Consider the following 20,235-nt stretch of genomic DNA (forward strand, 5'->3'; position numbering starts at 1 on the left):
GGTATCAATGGATCCGATAAATTCATTTTACTGTCGTCGGCGGCTGCGGTTCAATGGCCGTCCCACCGATTGACACGCGCGACGCCGCGCGCCCCTGCCATGGCCCGTTCCCGGCTGCTGCCCGACAACTTCACGCTGTACCTCGTTGCGACCGTCGTTCTGGCCAGCCTGTTGCCGGCCCGAGGCGGGTTCGCCCAGGCGCTGAGCTGGGCCACCACGGTGGCGGTGAGCCTGCTTTTCTTTCTGCACGGAGCGAAGCTCTCGCGAGCGGCCATCTGGGCGGGCATCGGGCACTGGCGCCTGCAGCTGATGGTGGTGTCCACCACCTTCGTGCTGTTTCCCTTGCTCGGCTGGGTGCTGGCGCCGCTGTTGCGGCCGCTGGTGACGCCCCACCTCTACATGGGCATCCTGTACTTGTGCGCGCTGCCCGCCACGGTCCAGTCGGCGATCGCGTTCGCCTCCATGGCGCGCGGCAACATTCCCGCGGCCGTCTGCAGCGCCTCGGCCTCGACCTTGCTGGGCGTGGTTCTCACGCCCCTCGTGCTCGGTCTGCTGCTGACGCACAACGCCGCCATGGGCGATCCCTTGCAGGCCGTGGGCCGCATCAGCGTGCAACTCCTGCTGCCCTTCATTGCCGGCCATCTGATGCGGCCCTGGGTGTCGGGTTTCCTGCAGCGCCGCGCCTCCATCATGAAAGTGGTGGACCAGGGCTCCATCCTGCTGGTGGTGTACGCGGCGTTCAGCCACGCCGTCATCGCCGGGTTGTGGTCGCAACTGCCGCTGACGGCCCTGCTGGGCCTGCTGGCCGTGTGCGCGGTGCTGCTGGCGCTGGTGCTCACGCTCACGGTCTGGGGCAGCCGCCGGCTGGGCTTCTCGAAGGAAGACGAGATCGCCATCGTCTTCTGCGGATCGACCAAGAGCCTGATCAGCGGCGTGCCCATGGCCAACGTGCTGTTTGCCGCGCCCGTGGCGGGCGCGATCGTGTTGCCGCTGATGGTGTTTCACCAGATGCAGCTGATGGTGTGCGGGGTGATGGCGCAGCGGTATGCGCGCCGGCAGGGCGATCAGGCCACGGCGGTCGAGGGCCTCACCCCGTCAGCGCCGGCGCTCAGGCGCTGAGGGGCTTGCGCGCGCCGTAGTCGCCCCGAAGAACACGCTCGAACCAGTCGCGGATCTGCTCCCCCAGATCGTTGCAGGCGGTGTTGAACTGGGCCACGGCGCTGACGTGGTTGTGGTCCATGAGCTGGATGACGCGGGGCATGGGGCCCTTTTGGCGGTCCGCCACCGTCGCCAGGCGGTGCGCCAGATCGAGCGCATAAAAATCCAGCAACGGGTTCTCGTACTGGGCCAGGGCGATCAGGGTGGGCGGCGCGTCCGGCCGCGCCAGGCCGATCGGCTCGCGCCCCGCGTACAGGGATGGGTCCTCGCCGTAGTACGCGCGCACGCCGTGGGCGTTGGGGTTGTCGGCGCGGGTGTCGGCCACCACGCGCGGGCTCAGCAGCACGAGGCCGGCGACGGGCAGTCCCTCCGGCGGCCGCACCCGGTCGTCCCAGACCGCGCTGGCGCAGTGGGCGCAGGCCGCGGAGTGCCCCATCAGGAAGATCCGTTTCGGGTCGCCTCCCCACTGCCCGGCATGCCGGGCGATCCACAGGAGCGCGTCCCGGACGTCTTGCGCCCCCGCCGGCCAGCTGGCCTGCGGGGCGAGGCGGTATTCGACGTTGAACGCCAGAAAACCCTGTCTGGCGAACTCCGCGGGGACGTTGGCATGGATCCAGGGCGTCTGGTCCTTGTCGCCGCGCACGAACGCCCCGCCATGAACGAACACCAGAATGGGCAGGTCGCTCGCGCCCTGCGGTGCGAACACATCGAGCACCTGGCGCGCGTGCGGCCCGTACGGCATGTCCCTCAAGGTGGGTTCGATGGCGTTGGCGCGCAGCAGCGGTGCCCACGCTTCGAACATGGCGTCCCGCCCGGCCGTGATGTCCAGGTGCCAGCGAGGCCCCCAATATTGCAACGCGGCGAGGAGATCGGGGGTTAAAGTTCGGCCCATGCGATAAAGTCGTAGTATGAATATTGGAGGCCCATTATGTCCGTCACGCCGCACTTTCCCGCCATCGCACCCAGTGCCCGGCTTTCCGAGCGGGTGGCCGATGCGTTGACGGCGGAAATCCGTTCGGGGCGGCTGCGCCCCGGCGACAAGCTGCCGACCGAGCCCGAACTGGCGGAGCAGTTCTCCGTCAGTCGCACCGTCGTGCGTGAGGCGGTGTCGCGCATGAAGTCGGTGGGCCTGGTGGATTCGCGCCAGGGCAGTGGTGTGTATGTGCTGGAGGCCACCATTCCGCCGCTGAGCTTCGACGCGAGCTATGCGGTGTCGAAAGAAGCGGTCATTCAGATGGTCGAAGTCCGACGCGCGCTGGAAGCCGAGGTGGCCGGCCTGGCGGCGCAGCGCCGCACGGCGGCGGACGTCCGGCAGATCCGGCAGGCCATCGCGACCCTGGACAAGGCGGTGGAGGCGGGCGGCGACGGGGTGCAGGAAGACGTCGCGTTTCACCGCGCCATCGCCGATGCGGCGAGCAACCCCTTTCTTCTGAGCACGCTGCAGTACCTCAGCCGGTTCCTCCATGGGGCCACGCGCGTGACACGCGCCAACGAGGCCCGGCGCGGCGATTTCGCGCGCCAGGTGAAGGAAGAGCATCAGGCCATTCTGGCGGCCATCGAGGCCAGCGACCCCGCCGCGGCCCGGGCGGCCGCCTTCGACCACATGAACAACGCCATCCGCCGCATCGAGGAAGCCGACCCCGCGTTCTGGCGCCAGGAGGGCGCCGTGTTGGCCCGGGTGCTGATGAGCGGCCTGGCGCCCGACGCGTCCCCCTAAGCTCGACTAAGGGATAACCATGATGTCGATGGCGGTCCAAAGTCATATGATGACCATATCAATATCCCGCGAGGTGTGACATGCACATCCAGCACATCGACCATTTCACCCTGCGCGTGCACGAGGACCGGCTGCCGGAATTGCGGGATTTCTACGTCCGCGTGCTCGGGCTGCGTGAGGGCGATCGCCCGGCGTTTCCGTTCCCTGGGCACTGGCTGTACGCGGACCAGCAGGCCCTGGTGCATCTCGCCGGCAACGCGCCTCCGGGTGAATCCGAACCTTGCGGCGCCTTGCCCACCGGCAAGCTCAATCACGTCTCGTTGCGCGCCACGGGGCTGAAGGAAACCCGCGAGCACCTGGCGGCGCAAGACGTCGACTGGATGGAGGCGCCCGTGCCCGGCATGCCCTTGCACCAGGTGTTTCTGCACGACCCGGTGGGGCTGAAGATCGAACTCACCTTTCACTCGGCCGAGCTCACGCTGGCCGGCCCCTCGACCCGACCCGCTGCGCACTGATGTCCTATTTGCAACTTCAAAAAATCGCCAAACGTTTTGGTGATGTCCAGGTGGTCCAGGAAATGGACCTGAGCGCCGCCGCCGGCGAATTCATCGTGCTGGTGGGGGCGTCGGGCTGTGGCAAGTCGACCACCTTGCGCATGATTGCCGGCCTGGAGTCGCCCACGTCGGGGCGCATCCTGATCGATGGCCGCGATGTGACCGCCGCCACGCCCGCCGACCGCGACATCGCCATGGTGTTCCAGAACTACGCGCTGTATCCGCACATGGACGTCGCGCAGAACATGAGCTTTGCGCTGGAGCTGGCCGGCACGCCGAAGTCCGTTATCGCGCAGCGGGTGGACGCGGCGGCCCAGGTGCTGAACATCCAGCACCTGCTGGGCCGCAAGCCCAAGGAGCTCTCCGGCGGCCAACGCCAGCGGGTGGCAGTGGGGCGCGCGATCGTGCGCGAGCCCAAGGTCTTTCTGTTCGACGAGCCGCTGTCCAACCTGGATGCCAAGCTGCGTGGTCACATGCGCATCGAAATCGCGATGTTGCACCGCCGGCTCGGCAAGACGACGGTGTATGTCACGCACGACCAGATCGAGGCGATGACGCTGGCCGATCGCATCGTGGTGATGGACCAGGGGTGCATCCAGCAGATGGGAAGTCCCGACGAGGTCTTCAACCGCCCGCTCAACCGCTTCGTGGCGGGTTTCATCGGCAGTCCGACCATGAACTTCCTGAACGCCACGGTCAGGCGCATCGACGGACAACTGCGCTTCGAGGGCGCCGGTTTCGGCGGCGAGGTGCCCGGGGCCATGGTGGCCGCGGCGCAAGGCTTCGTCGGCCAGCCGGTCGTGCTGGGCATCCGCCCCCAGTCCATCCGGCTCGGTGCCAGCGATCAGGGCCTGGGATTCTCCCTGCGGGTCCATGTCTGCGAGTACCTGGGCACCGAGAGCGTGCTCAGCGGTTCGCTCCAGGACGAGGCCGTCACCTTGACCGCGCCGGGCAATCACATGGGGCTCATCGGTCAGACGGTTCCTGTCCATGTTTCGCTCGAAAGCCTCTACGCCTTTGAACCGGGCGAGCACGGCCGATCCCTCGGCCTTTGATTCAACCAACCGGAGACACCAGCATGAAAAGACGTCAACTGCTTCAAGGGGCCGCCGCAAGCGCGGCCCTGGGACCCTGGGTGCACACGCTGGCACAGGACCGCTACGCCAAGTACAAGGGCCAGACCATCGTCGTCAACTACCCGGCGCATCCCCATTACGACCAGGCCGAGAAGCTGTTCGCCGAATTCACGGCCGAGACCGGGATCAAGGTCGAGCGCGACAAGATGCAGTACCTGCGCATGAAGGACAAGCAGGTCCTCGAGATGGGCAAGCGGGGCAACGGCGACTACGACGTGGCGGTCTACGTCGTGATGTGGAAGACCGAATACGTCAAGAAGGACCTGCTGGAGCCGCTGGACGGCTACTTCGCCAACAAGGCCCTGGCCGACCCCGGCTGGGACCAGAAAGACATCATCGGAAAGTACTGGGAAACGAACGCGCTGGTGGGCGGGCCCAAGATGTACCTGCCCGGACCCGGTGCCCGGCCCTATGGCATTCCGTTCGGGGCCGAGACTGGCGTGCTGGCGTACCGCACGGACATCCTGGAAAAGCACAAGATCGCGGTGCCGAAAACCTACAACGACCTGCTGGCGGCTTGCCGCGTCATCAAGGACAAGGAAGGCATCGGTGGTCTCACCTCGCGCGGGCAGACCGGGCATCAGGTGACCGCCGCCTGGCTGCTGCACCTGACGCCCCATGGCGGTGAGGTGTTCGACAGCAACTGGCGGGCCGCGTTCAACAACGCGCAAGGCGTGCGCGCCGCCGAGATCCTCAAGGAAATCGTGGACACCGGTCCCGCCGGCATCCCGAGCTACGGCTTCGGCGAAATGCAGAACGCCTTCCTGCAGGGCCAGGCCGCGATGTACCTCGATTCGGTCGCCATCATGGGGCCCGTGCAGGACCCGGCGAAGAGCCGCATCGCCGGCAAGGTCGGCTACGCCGTGCACCCCAAGGGCACCCAGCATTCCGCTCAGAGCGGCGGCTTCGCCATGCGCAATCCCGAAGAACGCCCGCAACAAGGACGCGGCCTTCCTCTTCATGCAATGGATGACCAGCAAGCAGGCGGATCTCAAGATCGCGATGTCGGGTGGCAACATCAACCGCTGGAGCACGCTGGACAACGCGGACGTCGGCAAGAAGTACGCCCTGGAGCTGCCGGCGCTGCGCGAGTCCCTGAAGATCGCCAACCCGGACTGGCGGCCGCTGATCCCCGAGTGGGACCACATCAGCCAGCAGATCATCGGGCAGGCCCTGCCGGACGTCATCACCGGCCGCAAGCCCGCCAAGCAGGCGCTGGATGCCGCCGTGAAAGCGGCCGAGGACGCCGTGCGCCAGGGCGGCTGGCTCAAGAGCTGAGGCAGGCGCCCGATGACATCCGCTCGCCTGGCGCGACTGACGCCTTACATCTACATCCTGCCGGCCGTGCTGGTCATGCTGGCGGGGTTGATGTACCCGATCCTGAGCGCGGTGCAGCTCAGCTTCTACGACTGGTCGCTGGGCACCGACTTCGAGACCGCCAGGTTCGTCGGCCTGGATGCCTTTGTCGAGATGCTGAAGTCCGAGCAGGTGTGGACGTCGATGGGCGTCACCGTCGCCTTCGTGCTGATCGCGGTGTCCGCGGAGCTCGTGCTGGGTGTCGCGCTCGCGCTGTTCCTGGAGAAGCCGGTGCGCGGCATGCGCTTCTTCCGCACGATCTTCGTGTTGCCCATGATGATCGCGCCGATCTGCGTGGGCCTCATCTGGCGCTACCTGTTCGATGCCAACTTCGGGCCCGTCAACCATGCTGTCTCGTGGATGGGGCTTTCGCCCCAGGCCTGGCTGGCCGATCCCGTGCTGGCGTTCACGGCCATGGTGGTCACCGACATCTGGCAATGGACGCCCTTCGTGCTCATCATGGTGCTGGCCGGGCTGCAGGGCCTGGATGAAAGCGTCATGGAAGCGGCGCGCATCGACGGCGCGAACTGGTGGCAACAGATCGTCCGGGTGAAGCTGCCGATCCTCAAACCCATCCTGATCGTGACGCTGCTGGCGCGAATGATCGACGGATTCCGGGGCCTGGAGGTGATCTACGTCATGACCTTCGGCGGCCCTGGCCTGAGCACCGAGCTGTTCTCGCTGCACATCTTCAAGGCGGCCTTCATCAGCCAGAAGCTGGGCTATTCCTCGGCGTTGTCGATTCTCCTGCTGGTCATCGTCTCGGCTTTGTCCATCGCCATCCTGTTGATCTCCAATCCGCTGAAAACCAAGGCCCGTCGATGAGCAATCCCGAAACAGTGCCGCGCGGTTCCCCGCTGCACTACCTGATGTTGACGCTGCTGCGCACCTCGTGTCTTCTGCCGCTGGTCATCATGACGATGACGTCATTGAAAACCGAGGCGCAGATCTTCGACACCCAGTGGTCGTGGCTGTTCGCGCCCACGCTGGACAACTACCGTTCGGTGGTTCAGGACAACCACATCGAGCGCTACATGCTCAACAGCCTGAAGGTGTCCCTGGCGGCGACGCTGATCACGCTGATGCTGGGCACGATGTGCGCCTACGCCATGGCCCGCTTCCGATTCCTGGGCCGCGAGCCGCTGAGCTATTCGACGCTGATCCTGCGCACGCTGCCGCCGGCCGTGCTGGCGGTGCCGGTGTTCGTCATCTGGTCCGCCTGGGGCATCGGTGACACGCTGTCCGGGGTGGTGCTTGTGTATGTCGCGCTGAACCTGCCGTTCACGATTTGGCTGCTGTATGGGTTCATCGACCAGCTGCCCATCGAACTGGAGGAGGCCGCGGCCATCGATGGTTGCGGCCCCTTCAAGGTGTTCTACAAGATCGTCCTGCCCTTGCTCAAGCCCGGTCTGGCGGCGGCGGCCATCTTCACCTTCCGCCTGGCCTGGAACGAGTTCATCCTGAGCTTCATCCTGACCAACCGGATCACGCGAACGCTGCCAGCGTCCATCTCCAACTACATCACCGACACCGGCGTGGAGTGGGGAAAGATCATGGCCGCGGGCGTGCTCATCGCACTGCCTCCGCTCATCTTCACCTTCGTCGCCGCCAAACAGATCATCACCGGTCTGACTGCGGGCGCCGTCAAAGGTTGACAGCCCAAAAACCTTGAAGGACCTCACCATGGACAGACAAGCATTGATCGATTCCTGGGACGAGTACGTCGCTCCCTCCCAAGCCCTTTCTCCGGAAGAGATGGCCAGGCGCGTGGCCCGCTGGGGCGGCATTCCCGCCAGCCCGCGCGCCTTCGTCGACACCTACGTCAAGGGCCACGAGCGCACGCTGTACAGCGTGATCGGGTCCGGTGTCACCGACGACCCGAACTTCAAGCCCAGCATCGCCGCCGCCGAGAACTTCCACGTGGACTACATCGTGGCTCCCCAAGGCTGCGGCGCGGCCATGCACTGGCACGACAGCGAAGAGGTGTTCGTCGTGCAGGCCGGTCGCTGGGAGGTCGACTGGATCGATGGCGCCACGGGCAAGACGCATACCGTCACGCTGGGTCCACGCGACACCATCAGCGTACCGCCCTTCGTCCACCGCGCGTTCCGCAGCCTGGACGGTGAAGACCCGGTGACCGGTGGCATGCTGGTCTCCATCCTGGGGGGCAAGACGCCGGGCCGGGTCAAGTGGGACGCCGCGCTGGCCGAGAAGGCCAAGGCCGTGGGGGCGGGTTTCAGCCCCGATGGCATGGCCGCGCAGGCTCAGGATGTCTGATCGCGAGGTCGTGACGCCCATGCAATCGACGCACGAAGGCCCCGTGGTGTTGGTGCACGGTGCATGGCACGGTGGCTGGTGCTGGCAGGAAGTCGCCCGCAAGCTGGAGCAGCGTGGGCGCCGGACCTTCGCGCCCACGCTGAGCGGCCTGGCCCATCGGCGCGCCGAACTCAGCCGCGAGATCAGCGCCGACACCCATGTGAACGATGTGGCGCAGCTCATCGAAGCGCTTGACCTGCAACACGTGACCCTGGTGCTGCATTCCTATGCCGGCCTGCTCGGCCCGGCCCTGCTGCACCGCCTGGGTTCGCGCCTGGCCGAGATCGCCTGGCTGGAAGCCGTGATTCCCACGCCGGGCCAGGCCATGCTGGAACTCACCACGCCCGAGGCGGCCGAGCGCTATGTCAAGGCCGCCGCCACGCAGGGCGAAGGTTGGTGGATGCCATTGCCCGACGTCGCGCAGTTTCAACTGCCCTCGCCGGAGATGGCGCAGGCGGTGGCCCGCCAGCTCACACCGCAGCCGTTTCGCACCTTCTCGGAACCCGTCACCGTGCCCCAGGCCGACGTGACCGCCTTTCCCGGGCGGTATCTGCTGGCCAGTGACCGGAACCCACAGCCCTATCTCCGGTACGCCGCCGTGGCGAGCGCCGCGGGATGGCCTGTGATCCAGGCGCCGGGCGGTCATCTGATGATGTTGACGAACAGCGATGCCGTCGTCGATTTCCTGACTTGAACCCTTCTGAAAGAACTGAAATGAGCCATGTTGGCGTGGTGGGACTGGGCGCGATGGGCCTTGGCATGGCGAAGTCGCTTCGCCGCGCGGGCTTCGCGCTGCAGGTGTTTGATGTGCGCTCGGACGTGGCGCTGGCGTTCGCCAGCGACGGTGGCACCGCTTGCGCGACGCTGGCCGAACTGGGGGCCGCCAGCGACGTGGTGATCTCGGTCGTCGTCAACGCCGCGCAGACCGAGAGCGTCCTGTTCGGGGCCGACGGGGTGGCGGCCACCATGAAGGCCGGCAGTGTCTTTGTCATGTGCTCCACCGTGGACCCCAAGGTCTCGCAGGATTTCGAGGAGCGTCTGGCGCGCAGCGGCATCCTTTACATCGACGCCCCCATCTCCGGTGGTGCGGCCAAGGCCGCCAGCGGCGAAATGACCATGATGACCTCGGCCCGGCCCGAAGCCTATGCCAAGGCGGATGCCGTGCTCGACGCGATGGCGGGCAAGGTGTACCGCCTGGGGAACCGTGCCGGCGCGGGCAGCAAGGTCAAGGTCATCAACCAGCTCCTGGCGGGGGTGCACATCGCCGCGGCGGCCGAAGCCATGGCGCTGGGGCTGCGGGAAGGCGTGGATCCCGACGCGCTGTACGAGGTCATCACGCACAGCGCGGGCAACAGCTGGATGTTCGAGAACCGCATGGCCCATGTGCTCGCGGGCGACTACACGCCGTTGTCGGCGGTCGACATCTTCGTGAAGGACCTCGGCCTGGTGCTGGACATGGCCCGCTCCAGCAAGTTTCCCCTGCCGCTGTCCTCGACCGCGCACCAGATGTTCATGCAAGCCTCGACCGCCGGTTTCGCGAGAGAGGACGACAGCGCCGTGATCAAGATCTTTCCCGGCATCGAACTGCCGGTCAGCCCGTCATGACGCTCTTGCTGGGCTGCATCGCAGACGATTTCACCGGGGCGAGCGATCTGGCGAACAACCTGGTGCGCGCCGGCATGCGGGTGGTTCAGACCATTGGCGTGCCTGCCGGGCCGCTCGGCGCCGAGGTGGATGCGGTGGTGATCGCGCTCAAGTCCCGAACGGTTCCGGCGCGCGAGGCCATCGAGCAGTCGCTGGCGGCCTGGCGCTGGCTCCATGCGCAAGGCGCGGGCCAGATCTACTTCAAGTACTGCTCGACCTTCGACAGCACACCCGAGGGCAACATCGGACCGGTGACGGACGCGCTCATGGACGCCATGGGCTGCGATTTCACCATCGCCACACCGGCGTTCCCGGACAACGGACGGACGGTTTTCAAAGGCCATCTGTTTGTCGGTGACGCGCTGCTGAGCGACAGCGGCATGAAAAACCACCCGCTCACGCCGATGACCGATGCCAACCTGGTGCGGGTGCTGCAGGCGCAGTGCCGCCGCACGGTGGGGCTGATCGACTACCGCACCGTGGCGGCGGGCGCCGAAGCCGTGCGCACCAGGATCGAGGCGCTCAGGCGCGGCGGGGTGGGCATCGCGGTGGTCGACGCCTTGTCCAACGACGATCTCCTTCGCCTGGGGCCTGCGCTGGCGGATCTGCCGCTGCTCACCGCCGGGTCCGGCGTGGCGATCGGCCTGCCGCCCAACCATGGGCTGGCGCCATCGGCCCAGGCCAGTGCGCTGCCCGCGGCGGCAGGGTTGCGGGCCATCGTGTCCGGCAGCTGCTCTCAGGCCACCAACCAGCAGGTGGCGCATTTCATCGCGGCGGGTCAACCTGCCTTCGCGCTGGACCCCCTGCGCATCGCGGCCGGTGAAGACGTGGAAGGCGCCGCGCTCGACTGGGCCGCGCCGCTGCTGGCGCAAGGCGCCGGGCCCGTGCTGCTGTACTCCACGGCGGCCCCCGACTCGGTGCGCACCACCCAGCGCAGGCTCGGCGGCATGGAGGCGGGCGCGTTGGTCGAACAATGCATCGCCGGCATCGCGCGGCGGCTGGTCTCGCTGGGTGTGCGGCAGCTGGTCGTGGCCGGTGGCGAAACCTCCGGCGCCTGCGTGCAGGCGCTCGGCATTGTCCAGATGCAGATCGGGCCGCAGATCGACCCCGGGGTGCCCTGGTGCCATGCGACAAGCGATGACGGCGTGGGCCTGCATCTCACACTGAAGTCCGGTAACTTCGGCAGCGAGGATTTCTTCACCAAGGCCTTCCAGGTGCTGGCATGAACGAAGCCAACGCGCGGGAGGAGATCTGCCGCATCGGCGCCAGCCTGTTCGAGCGCGGGTACGTTCATGCCACGGCCGGCAACATCAGCGTGCGCCTGGACGACGGGTTCCTGATCACGCCGTCTGACGCCTGCCTGGGCTTTCTGGATCCGGCGCGGCTGGCGCGGCTCGATGGGAACCTGCGGCAAGTCAGCGGCGACCGCGCCAGCAAGACCATCGCGCTGCATGCGAGCATCTACCAGGCGGCCACCGTGTTCGATGCCGGCACGCAATGCGTCATCCACACGCATTCCACCCACTGCGTGGCCCTGACGCTGCACAGACCGTCGCCCGAACTGCTGCCGGCGCTCACACCGTACTTCGTGATGAAGGTGGGCCATGTGCCGGTGATCGACTACCGCCGCCCGGGCGCACCTGAGGCCGCCGATGAGGTCGCTCGGGTCATTGCGCGCTATGGCGCGCTCGGCACGCCGATCCGCGCCGTGATGCTGTCCCGGCTGGGCCCCAATGTCTGGCACGACACGCCCGGGGCCGCCATGGCGGCGCTGGAAGAGCTGGAGGAAACGGCCCGGCTGTTTCAGTTGGCTGGCGCCCACGCGGCGCCGCTCGACGCCTCACACATCGAAGAACTGCGCCGCCAATTTGGCGCCCGCTGGTAGGAGTCCGACCCCATGCCCCGTTTTGCCGCCAACCTCTCCATGCTCTACCCAGAGCTCGAATTTCTGGACCGATTCGAAGCCGCCGCGAAAGACGGATTCCAGGCGGTCGAGTACCTTTTCCCGTATGCCTACCCCGTGCAGGAACTGGCCGCCCGATTGAAGGCCAACGGGCTTCAACAGGTTCTCTTCAACATGCCGCCCGGCCACTGGGACGCGGGCGAGCGCGGCCTGGCCTCGCTGCCCGGCCGCCAGGCCGAGTTCCGGGCGGGTGTGCACCAGGCCCTCGAATACGCGGCGGCGCTGGACTGTCCCCGGTTGCATGCGATGGCCGGCCTGATGCCCGAGGGCGCACGGCGCGAAGATGTGCAGTCGGTCTACCTGGGCAACCTGCGCTGGGCCGCCGAACAGGCGGCCCAGGTGGGGCGCGACGTGCTCATCGAGCCCATCAACCCACGGGACATTCCCCCGCTTCTTCCTGAACCGCCAGGATCACGCGCACCAGATCGTCGAAACGATCGGGCTGTCGAACCTCAAGGTGCAGATGGACCTGTATCACTGCCAGATCGTCGAAGGCGATCTGGCGATGAAGCTGCGCCAGTACCTGCCGACCGGGCGCGTGGGCCACCTGCAGATCGCCGGCGTGCCGCAACGCCATGAACCCGACATCGGCGAAGTGAACTTTGCCTACCTGTTCGATCTGATCGACGAGATGGTCGCGGCAGGGCAGTGGGACGGCTGGATCGGTTGCGAGTACAGGCCCCGCCGAGGTGCCGTGGCCAACGGCACCTCGGCGGGCCTCCAGTGGATGCGCGCCTGATCCGTGGCGGCCAACGTGGACCTCAGGCCTGGTTGCCGATGAGTTGCACGGGCTCGCCGGGGATGGGCGTGTAGCTGCTGCCGCCTCTGGCCAGATCTTTTCCGCGCCACCGTGGGCCTCGATGAGCGCTTGCTGGTCCCGCTTGGCCGCCAGGTCCGTGGCCTGCGGATCGCAGATGGCGTCCAGCGCTTGCCTGAACCCCGCGAGCACCGCCGCCATGGACGGCGATGTCCCGAGGTCCATCACCTCTTCGGGATCGGTCTCCAGATCGAACAGCTCGGGATCAAACCCCGTGTAGTGGATGTACTTGTATCGGCCCTGGCGCAGCATGTACGCCGCGCTCACCCCGCCGGCCGCGTGGTACTCGCTGAACACGATGCGCTGCGCGTCGCAGGGCGCATCCGCGATGTCGAAAATCGAGCGGCCGGGCAGGTGCGCCGGAACCAGGCCTTCCTGGCCCACGCATTGCAGGATGGAGGGGAAGAAGTCCACATGGGAGACGGGCGTCTTGACCCTGCGGCCCGCGGCGACACCCGGCCCCGATGAGATCAGGGGGACGCCAGCGGACTCCTCGTACATGGTCGATTTTCCCCACAGGGCGCGGGAACCCAGGTTGTCCCCGTGGTCGGAAAGAAAGACCACGCGCGTGTTGTGAGCCAGGCCCGTTTCCTCCAGTGCGTGGAGGATCTTCCCGACGTTCGCATCGAGGAAGGAGCAAAGACCCAGGTAGGACGCAATGCGCACGCGCCTTCTCTCGTCGCTTTCGAAGTACGAATCGAATCCGTAGCAGTCATTCCAGGCCTTGATCCACGGGTGCAGTGGAACGCGCTTGGTGGGTACCTGAATCCCGCTGACGGGGTACATCGCAAAGTACTCGGGTGGCGCGATCAGGGGCGAGTGAGGCGACATGAACGACGCGTACAAGACCCACGGCTTGTCGTGGGCGCGGCGCCCCGTGGTGCGCAACCAATCGATCGTCCGGGTGGTGATGTCCCGGTCGTAGCGCGTGTAGCTGCTTTCACCAGGGCCGATGCTGCGCGCCAGATCGGCGGATTGATGGCGGGTCGGCAAGGGGGACCGGATCAAGCCGTACAGATCACCCACACCGGCTTCGATGTGCATCGGAATGATCTGCTCGGTGAATCCGCCGTCGACGTCGTCACCGGTGTAGTGCAGCTTCCCGATGGACGTGACGGTATGGCCGGCATCGCGCAGCAGGTGCGACCAGCTCGGCATGTCGCCGTTGTAGGCGATCGCGTTGTCCCAGCATCGGTTGTCGTGGACGTATTGGCCGGTTGCGAACACCGCACGGGCGGGGACGCAGATGGGCGAGCTGGAGTAGGCGTTCTCGTAGACCGTTCCGCCTCTGGCGAGCCGATCCAGGTTCGGGGTCTTCACCAGGGGGTGGCCGTTGTAGCCGAGCACCTTCTTGTTGTGCTCGTCGTCCATGATGATGAGCAAATTCGGTTCGGTCATCACTCGGCCTTGAGTTTGTTGTCGGTGACGACTTTGGACCAGCGCAGGGTTTCCGAGGCCACCATCGCACCCAGCTGCGCCCCGGTGCCTGGCGCCGCCTCCGCGCCGCCTTTCTGGAACTGGCTCACCACCGCGGGCACCTGCAGCGATTTCTGCAGCGCGGCTTCCAGCACGGCGCGGATGGGCGAGGGCAGGTTGGCCGGGGCGAAGAGCGCGTGCCAGTTGTCGATGACAAAGTCGGGCAGGCCGGCCTCCGCCGCCGACGGCACCTCAGGCAGCGCCGATGAACGCTTCTCGGATGTCACGAACAGGGCATGAACCCGTTTGGATTGGGCCAATGCCGCCGCGGCGGGGATGCCGGCAAACGCCATGTTCACGTCGCCCGCGGACACCCCGACCATGGCCGCGCCGCCGCTCTTGTAGGGCACGTGCAGCATTTCGGCCCCCATCGATCGTTGCAGCAGGACGCCCGCCAGGTGCTGCGGACCACCCACGCCTGGAGAGGCGTATGTCAACTGCCCGGCGGGGCTCTGCCGGGCTTTCTCCTTGAGTTGCGCAAAGGTGGCGGCGCCCAGGTTCGGGGACGTCACCAGCACCAGAGGAACGGAGGCCACCATGCCGATGGGCGTGAAGCTCTTGTTCGGGTCGTACTTGACCGGGTAGAAGGAGGGCGCCAGCGCGACGTTCGACACGGTGCCCATGAGCAAGGTGCCGGCGATCGGCCGGGGAGCCTGCCACCAGGGCCGCGCCAATCGTCCCTGCGGCGCCTGCCTTGTTCTCCACCACGACCGCCTGGCCCAGCAGCGGCGCCATCTCGTTGGCCACGGCTCGGGCCAGCGTGTCCGGCGCGCTGCCGGCCTCCGAGCCCACCACGATCCGGATCGCGCGGGACGGGTACTTGTCTTGCGCCAGCGCGGTGCCGACGACCAGGGTGACCGCCATCGCGAGAACGCATCGACGGTGTGCCCGGCCAGTTTTCATGAAAGCCATTCCTTGTCTCCTTCACCCACTCGGGTGTGTCTCTTTCGATGGGCATCATCGGTTTCTCATTGATGCCCGTAAAATGAAAATAATTGATTGTCTGATAACTGGTGGCTATGAGGAAGATGTCCGACCACAAGCAGATTGAACTGCTGATGAACCGCTTGCGGATGCGGCAACTCGCCCTTTGCTGGCCATCGATGAGCATCGGACCTTGGGTGCGGCGGCATCCTCCTTGGGGATGACACAACCCGCGGCCACCAAGATGCTCCATGAGCTGGAGCAGTCTCTGGGGCAGCAGCTCTTTGAACGTGTGGGACGGACGATTCAGATGAACGCGGCCGGGCGGTGCGCGTTGCTGAGTTTTCGCGGCATGCGCGGCACGCTGGAACAACTCCACCGCGAATTGCATGAGCTGAAGCTGGGGAGTTCGGGCAGGGTGTCGGTGGGCAGCATCATGGCCGCGTCGCCCACCTACCTCACCGGCGCCATCGAAAAGCTGATGCGCGATCTTCCGCTGCTGTCCATCAACATCGCGGTTGGGACCAGCGATGAGCTGATGGGTCGGCTGGACGACGGGGAACTCGATGCGGTCATCGGCCGTGTTCCCCCCGGCGGCGGTGCGTACATCTTTCGGCCGCTGGCGGAGGAGGACATCGCCGTGGTGTGCGCGCCGGGCCATCCGCTGGCGAAGGTGCGCAACCCCTCGTTTGAACAGATCAGCCAGTTTCCCTGGGTGTTCCAGCAGGAAGGCTCACCCATGAGGGAGGTCGTCGCTCAGGAGTTCAGGGAACACCATGCCGCGCTTCCGCGCGGGCTTCTTGAAACGTCGTCCACGTTGATCACCGTGCATCTCATCTCCCGCACACAGATGATTTCGGCCTTGCCGCAGTCGGTCGCGAAAGGCTTCTCGAAGAAGGGGATGTTGGGGATCGTGAAGTACAGGATGCGCAACCGCCTGGCCTCCTACGGCAGCGTCACGCGAAGTGACCGCCCCATGTCCGAGCAGGCGGCGCACTTCCTTCAGCTGGTCCACAAGACGCCGCGTGCCGATTGGTAGCGCGCCTCAGGGGTTCAACCCAAAGGGGGATAGCCACACCGCTGCGGCCACAGGTTGTCGAACGCATGGACCGATGCGCTTGCGTAGAGGCCCGCCTGGGTGAACGGCTCGTTGCGCTGCCAGCGCATCGCTTCCTCGCGACTCTCGAAGTCGATGGCCAGCAGGCTGCCCACCATGGCGGCACCCTCGTCACTTGTCAGGGGGCCCGCAAATGCGATGCGATCGGCCACCTGGGCCAGGTACGCCTTGTGCGATGGCCGCATCGCCTCACGAAGCGCCGCAGCGCCGGGCCGATCCAGCAAGTGAAAAACAAAAATCATGATCGCCTTCTGCTTGTGGACCGCCGTCTTCTTTATCCGCCGTACCGGGATTCGATGTTCGACCAGCGATCGAACCCGACGATCGTCTTGTACTCCTCGAACCCAACGCCGGTGCCCACCAGCCTCAGCTCGCCGCTGCGGATGTCGGCAAGGCTTTCCTGCATGACGCGCACGCTGCGCATCAAGAGCGAAATGCCGTAGATGACGATGCGGAACCCGAGATCTTCCAGTTCCTGCGGGCGCAGGATCGGGGTGCGCCCCCCTTCGAGCATGTTGGCCATCAGGGGCACGCCTGCCAGGCGTCGGCCAATGAGCGCGAGTTCTTCCACCGACTCGGGGGCTTCGATGAACAGGCCGTCGGCACCCGCCTGGGCGTAGCGTTCGCCGCGTCGCAAGGCCTCGTCCATGCCGTAGACCTCGCGGGCATCGGTGCGGGCAATGATGAAGGTGCGGGGGTCGCGGCGTTGCTCCGCGGCGGCGCGGATGCGGCGCTCCATTTCCTCGCAGGGCAGGAGCTCCTTGCCGGCGATGCTGCGCACACCGCTTGGGAGAGACCTGGTCTTCAAAGAACAGGGCCTGGGCGCCCATCTTCTCGTAGGTGTGCACCGCATGAACCACGTTCTTGACGTCGCCGTAGCCGTTGTCGACGTCCACCAGCACGGGCAGGTCGGACACCGCGAGGATGTCGCGCACGCCCGCACCGATTTCCCCCAGCGTCGCCAGGCCGATGTCGGGCAGGCCGAATCGAGCGCCGACCAGGGGGAAACCGCCAATGAAGTAGGCTTTGAAGCCCGCCTGCTGGATGAGCAGGGCGGAGATCGCATCGTGGGCTCCGGGGAGCACCAGCGGGCGTTCGCTGGCGACCAGATCGCGGAAGTGGAGGGGCATGGACGTGCTTGGTGTGGTCATGGCTTGAGCGGTACCTTCTTTTTCACTGTTCGATCTTGATGTTGCCCGTGGTGATGACCTTGGCCCATCGGCTGCCATCATCCCGAACGAGCTTCTCCAGGTCCTGCGGCGTGCCGCCCAAAGCCTCGGCGCCCTGGCGTTCAAACTGGGCTCGCAGGTCGGGGTCGCGCAGCGCCGCGTTGATGTGGCGATTGAGCTCCGCCACGATCTTCGGGGGGATCCCCGCCGGCCCCATGAGCGCGAACCACGTCGTGCCGTCGAAACCCGCGAATCCCGCCTCACGCATCGTCGGCAGATCGGGGGCCAACGGCGATCGTTCCGGGCTGCCGATGGCCAAGGCCTTGATCTTGCCGGCCTGCGCCTGGGGCAGGGCCCAGACGATGCTGTCGAAGGTGAAGTCGATCTGTCCGCTGTTGAGCTCGGGCAGGGCTTGAATGCCGGTCTTGTAGGGAATGTGCCGAGCGCGGATGCCCGCGCGCTGGACAAAGTCCGCCGCGATGAGGTGCGTGACGGTGCCACTCCCGCTGGACGAGTAGGTCAGTCCGCCTTCGCGGGAGGCCGCCAGTTGCGCCAGATCCTTGACGGTGGCGACCTTGAGTGCAGGACTGACCATGAGCACGTTGGGCGCCGAGGCGATGCGCGCGATCGCGGTGAAGTCCTTGATCGCGTCGTAGGGCAGCGGGCGCAGGTGGGGCAGCACCGCATGGGTGCTGCTTGTCGCCAGCAGGAACGTGGTGCCATCGGGCGCGGCCTTGGACACGGCCTGTGCGCCGATGGCGCCGGCCGCGCCCGCGCGGTTTTCAATGACGACGGTCTGTCCGACGAGCCCACCCAGCTTCTCTGCCAGGATGCGGGCGAGCGCATCGGTGCTGCCGCCCGCGCCGAACGGCACCACGATGCGAATGGGGCGATCGGGCCAATCGGCGGCCTGCGCGTGCGCACCCAGCAGTGCGCACAGCACGGCTGTGCAGAACACGGTGGCCAGGCTGCGCCTGCCTTTCGCCGCCGCTGGCGATGGAGGGTGGGTCTTGCGGTTCATGGCTGCTTGTCTCCAGGATGGGTGTTGGTCTGATATTCATGCGCACCATGAATAGACCTTCTTCAGAAGGTGCAGCCAATGTAGATATTTCGGAGAATACGGTCCAATGATGCTTTTCCATCTTCATCAATGAATGGAATGCATAATGGATTCATGGACCTTCGACGGCTCGATCTCAACCTGTTGGTGGTATTCGATGCGGTGCTCAGCGAACGCAGCGTCTCGCGCGCGGCGGACCGCCTGGCATTGACCCAACCGGCGGTGAGCCATGCGCTGACGCGTTTGCGCCAGGCCTGCGGCGACCAGATCGTTGTCCGGCGCGGGCACGCCATGGTGCCCACGCCCAAGGCCGTGGCCTTGCAGCAGGAAGTCCGGGCGATTCTGGTGCGGGCTCAGCGGGTGTTTGCGATGTCCAGCGCATTCGATCCCGCGCGCTCCCGGCGGCACTATCAGATCGGTTGCTCGGACCACGCCGCCGTCGCGATCCTCGAACCTGTGCTTGGCCGCATCCTTGCGCAGGCGCCTTTCGTGCGCATTCAACTGACGCACGTGGGGCGAACGCACGCGGCGGACATGATCCGATCCGGGGCGCTGGATCTGGCATTGGGTGTGCTCAACAGCGCCGACGATGCCATCGCCGTGAAGACCCTGAGGGAGGTTCCCTATGTCTGCGTCGCGCGCGCGGGCCATCCCGCCTTCAAACGCCGACTCACCTTGGATCGGTATCTGGCGGCGGAGCACTTGCAGGTGCTGGTGCAGCCCGGGTCCTTCGGGGTCATCGACCAGACGCTGAGCCGCTTGGGGCAGGAGCGGAACATTCGGCTTGTCGCCGCTCATTTCGAGGCGGCACTGCGCCTGCTTCCATCGACCGACTTGATCCTGACCGTGCCGAAAGACCTCATCGCACGGCAGGAAGCGCGTTGGTCCCTGCAGGCCGTGCCATTCGCCTTGGAGCCCTTCCGGCATCAGATCGCGATGGGCCGGTCGTTCGCCGATGATCCTGGCACGTCTTGGTTGATCGACATGCTGTCTGCCTGAGTCTTCGGTCTCGCTGCGCCGATGTTCGTGTTGGGGGGCCGACCAGGCCGACCTGAGCGGTGGGATGCGGCGCCGTTCAACCGTTGCTGTCGGCCTGCTGGCCGTGCGGTCGCGCGGTCACCGCGCCCACCAGCGGCGGGGCCTCGCGCGACACGCCATGGGTGACCTGCTTGGCGAGCTGCTCGGCGATTCGGTGCCGCGAAGAGAACGTGTCGCCTTTTCGGGGCCGGTACCAGACCGTGATCCAGTTCAGCGAACCCAGAATGCCCTTGGAGGCCAGCGAGGGCTCCACGGCCGCAAGACTTCCGGCCGCGATGCCTTCCCGAAGCACGTTCTCGAACAGGTGCTCGTAGGCATCGCGCATCGCAACGACTTCCTTCAGAGCCTCCCTCTCCGAAGCGCTGGTCGTGGTGGACTGGTGAAGCTCCACGCCCTGGACGGTGACCCGCTGGTAGTGCAAGTGCTCCATCATCACCATCGCATGCCGATAGGACATGCTTTGCAGCTTCTGGACAGGGTCCAGCGACTGGTCCTGCACCACCGGCAACTGCGCGCGCAGGTTCAGCACCATCGCACGTTTGTGCACGGCAAAGAACAGGTCGGCCTTGCTGCGGTAGTGGTAGTAGACGCTGCCCTTCGTGGCACCGATCTGGGCCGCGATGACATCGATGGACGCGGCCGCAAATCCGAAGTTCGTGAAGGCCCTCGCCGCCGCATCGAGAAGGGCCAGTTGCGTCGCCGGCATCGACTCGTAGTCGGTATCCACCCAACCCATGATGTTGTCCGGAAGTTCCACGAAATGCCCTCTCTCCACGCGCGCAGGATCGTC

At 66.1% G+C, this 20,235-nt stretch carries 20 protein-coding genes and 4 pseudogenes; 16 read left to right on the top strand and 8 right to left on the bottom strand.

Annotation, left to right across the window (positions count from 1 at the left end; translation table 11 throughout):
* Nucleotides 1-99 precede the first annotated feature (99 nt).
* Nucleotides 100-1,119: a bile acid:sodium symporter family protein gene (locus ACFJI0_RS03680; RefSeq protein WP_382323472.1), complete on the top strand. Its 1,020-nt coding sequence runs from the start codon at nt 100-102 to the stop codon at nt 1,117-1,119.
* Here ACFJI0_RS03680 and ACFJI0_RS03685 read toward each other — a convergent pair.
* The gene (locus ACFJI0_RS03685) at nt 1,109-1,960 is read right to left on the bottom strand and encodes an alpha/beta hydrolase (RefSeq protein ID WP_382323473.1); all 852 of its coding nucleotides are present in this window, start codon (nt 1,958-1,960) and stop codon (nt 1,109-1,111) included. The genes ACFJI0_RS03680 and ACFJI0_RS03685 overlap by 11 nt on opposite strands.
* Before the next feature lie 126 nt (nt 1,961-2,086).
* On the opposite strand from ACFJI0_RS03685, the gene ACFJI0_RS03690 reads away from it, so the two are divergent.
* The 13 genes and pseudogenes from ACFJI0_RS03690 to otnI all read left to right on the top strand — a co-directional run bounded on the left by ACFJI0_RS03690 (nt 2,087) and on the right by otnI (nt 12,583).
* Complete coding sequence (locus ACFJI0_RS03690; RefSeq protein WP_382323474.1) at nt 2,087-2,875, top strand: FadR/GntR family transcriptional regulator; 789 nt, start codon at nt 2,087-2,089, stop codon at nt 2,873-2,875.
* 80 nt (nt 2,876-2,955) lie between these two features.
* Entirely contained in the window at nt 2,956-3,390 is a 435-nt protein-coding gene (locus tag ACFJI0_RS03695) for a VOC family protein (RefSeq protein WP_382323475.1), read from the top strand.
* On the top strand, nt 3,390-4,484 hold the full coding sequence (locus tag ACFJI0_RS03700) for an ABC transporter ATP-binding protein (protein ID WP_382323476.1): 1,095 nt from the start codon (nt 3,390-3,392) through the stop codon (nt 4,482-4,484). The genes ACFJI0_RS03695 and ACFJI0_RS03700 overlap by 1 nt, the downstream gene beginning before the upstream one ends.
* A 23-nt stretch (nt 4,485-4,507) precedes the next feature.
* Nucleotides 4,508-5,419: pseudogene (locus ACFJI0_RS03705) on the top strand (ABC transporter substrate-binding protein); the annotation flags it as partial.
* A 115-nt stretch (nt 5,420-5,534) separates the two neighbouring features.
* Entirely contained in the window at nt 5,535-5,843 is a 309-nt protein-coding gene (locus ACFJI0_RS03710; RefSeq protein WP_382323477.1) for a hypothetical protein, read from the top strand.
* Between the two features lie 12 nt (nt 5,844-5,855).
* Nucleotides 5,856-6,746, top strand: a complete 891-nt coding sequence (locus ACFJI0_RS03715; RefSeq protein ID WP_382323478.1) for a carbohydrate ABC transporter permease — start codon at nt 5,856-5,858, stop codon at nt 6,744-6,746.
* Nucleotides 6,743-7,576, top strand: coding sequence for a carbohydrate ABC transporter permease (locus ACFJI0_RS03720; RefSeq protein WP_382323479.1), 834 nt, complete (start codon nt 6,743-6,745; stop codon nt 7,574-7,576). Before ACFJI0_RS03715 ends, ACFJI0_RS03720 begins: the two co-directional genes overlap by 4 nt.
* A 28-nt stretch (nt 7,577-7,604) precedes the next feature.
* Entirely contained in the window at nt 7,605-8,198 is a 594-nt protein-coding gene (locus ACFJI0_RS03725; RefSeq protein WP_382323480.1) for a cupin domain-containing protein, read from the top strand.
* 19 nt (nt 8,199-8,217) lie between these two features.
* Nucleotides 8,218-8,931 (top strand): alpha/beta fold hydrolase, encoded by a 714-nt coding sequence (locus tag ACFJI0_RS03730; protein ID WP_382323481.1) that lies wholly within the window; start codon nt 8,218-8,220, stop codon nt 8,929-8,931.
* A 20-nt stretch (nt 8,932-8,951) separates the two neighbouring features.
* The gene (gene ltnD, locus ACFJI0_RS03735) at nt 8,952-9,842 is read left to right on the top strand and encodes an L-threonate dehydrogenase (RefSeq protein ID WP_382323482.1); all 891 of its coding nucleotides are present in this window, start codon (nt 8,952-8,954) and stop codon (nt 9,840-9,842) included.
* Complete coding sequence (otnK, locus tag ACFJI0_RS03740) at nt 9,839-11,107, top strand: 3-oxo-tetronate kinase (RefSeq protein ID WP_382323483.1); 1,269 nt, start codon at nt 9,839-9,841, stop codon at nt 11,105-11,107. The genes ltnD and otnK overlap by 4 nt, the downstream gene beginning before the upstream one ends.
* Nucleotides 11,104-11,766, top strand: a complete 663-nt coding sequence (locus tag ACFJI0_RS03745) for an aldolase (RefSeq protein WP_382323484.1) — start codon at nt 11,104-11,106, stop codon at nt 11,764-11,766. Before otnK ends, ACFJI0_RS03745 begins: the two co-directional genes overlap by 4 nt.
* Before the next feature lie 12 nt (nt 11,767-11,778).
* Nucleotides 11,779-12,583: pseudogene (gene otnI, locus ACFJI0_RS03750) on the top strand (2-oxo-tetronate isomerase).
* 240 nt (nt 12,584-12,823) lie between these two features.
* Here otnI and ACFJI0_RS03755 read toward each other — a convergent pair.
* A pseudogene (locus tag ACFJI0_RS03755) lies at nt 12,824-14,059 on the bottom strand (sulfatase-like hydrolase/transferase); the annotation flags it as partial.
* The gene (locus ACFJI0_RS03760) at nt 14,059-14,760 is read right to left on the bottom strand and encodes a Bug family tripartite tricarboxylate transporter substrate binding protein (RefSeq protein WP_382323485.1); all 702 of its coding nucleotides are present in this window, start codon (nt 14,758-14,760) and stop codon (nt 14,059-14,061) included. The pseudogene ACFJI0_RS03755 and the gene ACFJI0_RS03760, both read right to left, overlap by 1 nt.
* 467 nt (nt 14,761-15,227) lie before the next feature.
* On the opposite strand from ACFJI0_RS03760, the gene ACFJI0_RS03765 reads away from it, so the two are divergent.
* Nucleotides 15,228-16,100, top strand: a complete 873-nt coding sequence (locus ACFJI0_RS03765; protein WP_382323486.1) for a LysR family transcriptional regulator — start codon at nt 15,228-15,230, stop codon at nt 16,098-16,100.
* 14 nt (nt 16,101-16,114) lie between these two features.
* On the opposite strand, the gene ACFJI0_RS03770 is transcribed toward ACFJI0_RS03765, so the two are convergent.
* From ACFJI0_RS03770 to ACFJI0_RS03785, 4 genes and pseudogenes are all read right to left on the bottom strand, one after another.
* The gene (locus tag ACFJI0_RS03770; RefSeq protein ID WP_382325486.1) at nt 16,115-16,420 is read right to left on the bottom strand and encodes a YciI family protein; all 306 of its coding nucleotides are present in this window, start codon (nt 16,418-16,420) and stop codon (nt 16,115-16,117) included.
* A gap of 32 nt (nt 16,421-16,452) precedes the next feature.
* The gene (locus ACFJI0_RS03775) at nt 16,453-16,959 is read right to left on the bottom strand and encodes an oxaloacetate decarboxylase (RefSeq protein ID WP_382323487.1); all 507 of its coding nucleotides are present in this window, start codon (nt 16,957-16,959) and stop codon (nt 16,453-16,455) included.
* 64 nt (nt 16,960-17,023) lie between these two features.
* Nucleotides 17,024-17,410, bottom strand: a pseudogene (locus ACFJI0_RS03780) (isocitrate lyase/phosphoenolpyruvate mutase family protein); the annotation flags it as partial.
* Nucleotides 17,352-18,368, bottom strand: coding sequence for a Bug family tripartite tricarboxylate transporter substrate binding protein (locus tag ACFJI0_RS03785; protein ID WP_382323488.1), 1,017 nt, complete (start codon nt 18,366-18,368; stop codon nt 17,352-17,354). The pseudogene ACFJI0_RS03780 and the gene ACFJI0_RS03785, both read right to left, overlap by 59 nt.
* A gap of 153 nt (nt 18,369-18,521) precedes the next feature.
* On the opposite strand from ACFJI0_RS03785, the gene ACFJI0_RS03790 reads away from it, so the two are divergent.
* Nucleotides 18,522-19,406 (top strand): LysR family transcriptional regulator, encoded by an 885-nt coding sequence (locus ACFJI0_RS03790; protein WP_382323489.1) that lies wholly within the window; start codon nt 18,522-18,524, stop codon nt 19,404-19,406.
* Nucleotides 19,407-19,482: 76 nt separating this feature from the next.
* On the opposite strand, the gene ACFJI0_RS03795 is transcribed toward ACFJI0_RS03790, so the two are convergent.
* Nucleotides 19,483-20,181 carry a TetR/AcrR family transcriptional regulator gene (locus ACFJI0_RS03795; protein ID WP_382325488.1) on the bottom strand — a complete coding sequence of 233 codons (699 nt, stop codon included), beginning with the start codon at nt 20,179-20,181 and terminating at the stop codon, nt 19,483-19,485.
* Nucleotides 20,182-20,235 lie beyond the last annotated feature (54 nt).

Origin of the sequence: Hydrogenophaga sp. UC242_53 (genome assembly GCF_042696965.1) — a bacterium.
In the GTDB taxonomy this organism is placed as follows: Bacteria; Pseudomonadota; Gammaproteobacteria; order Burkholderiales; family Burkholderiaceae_C; genus Hydrogenophaga.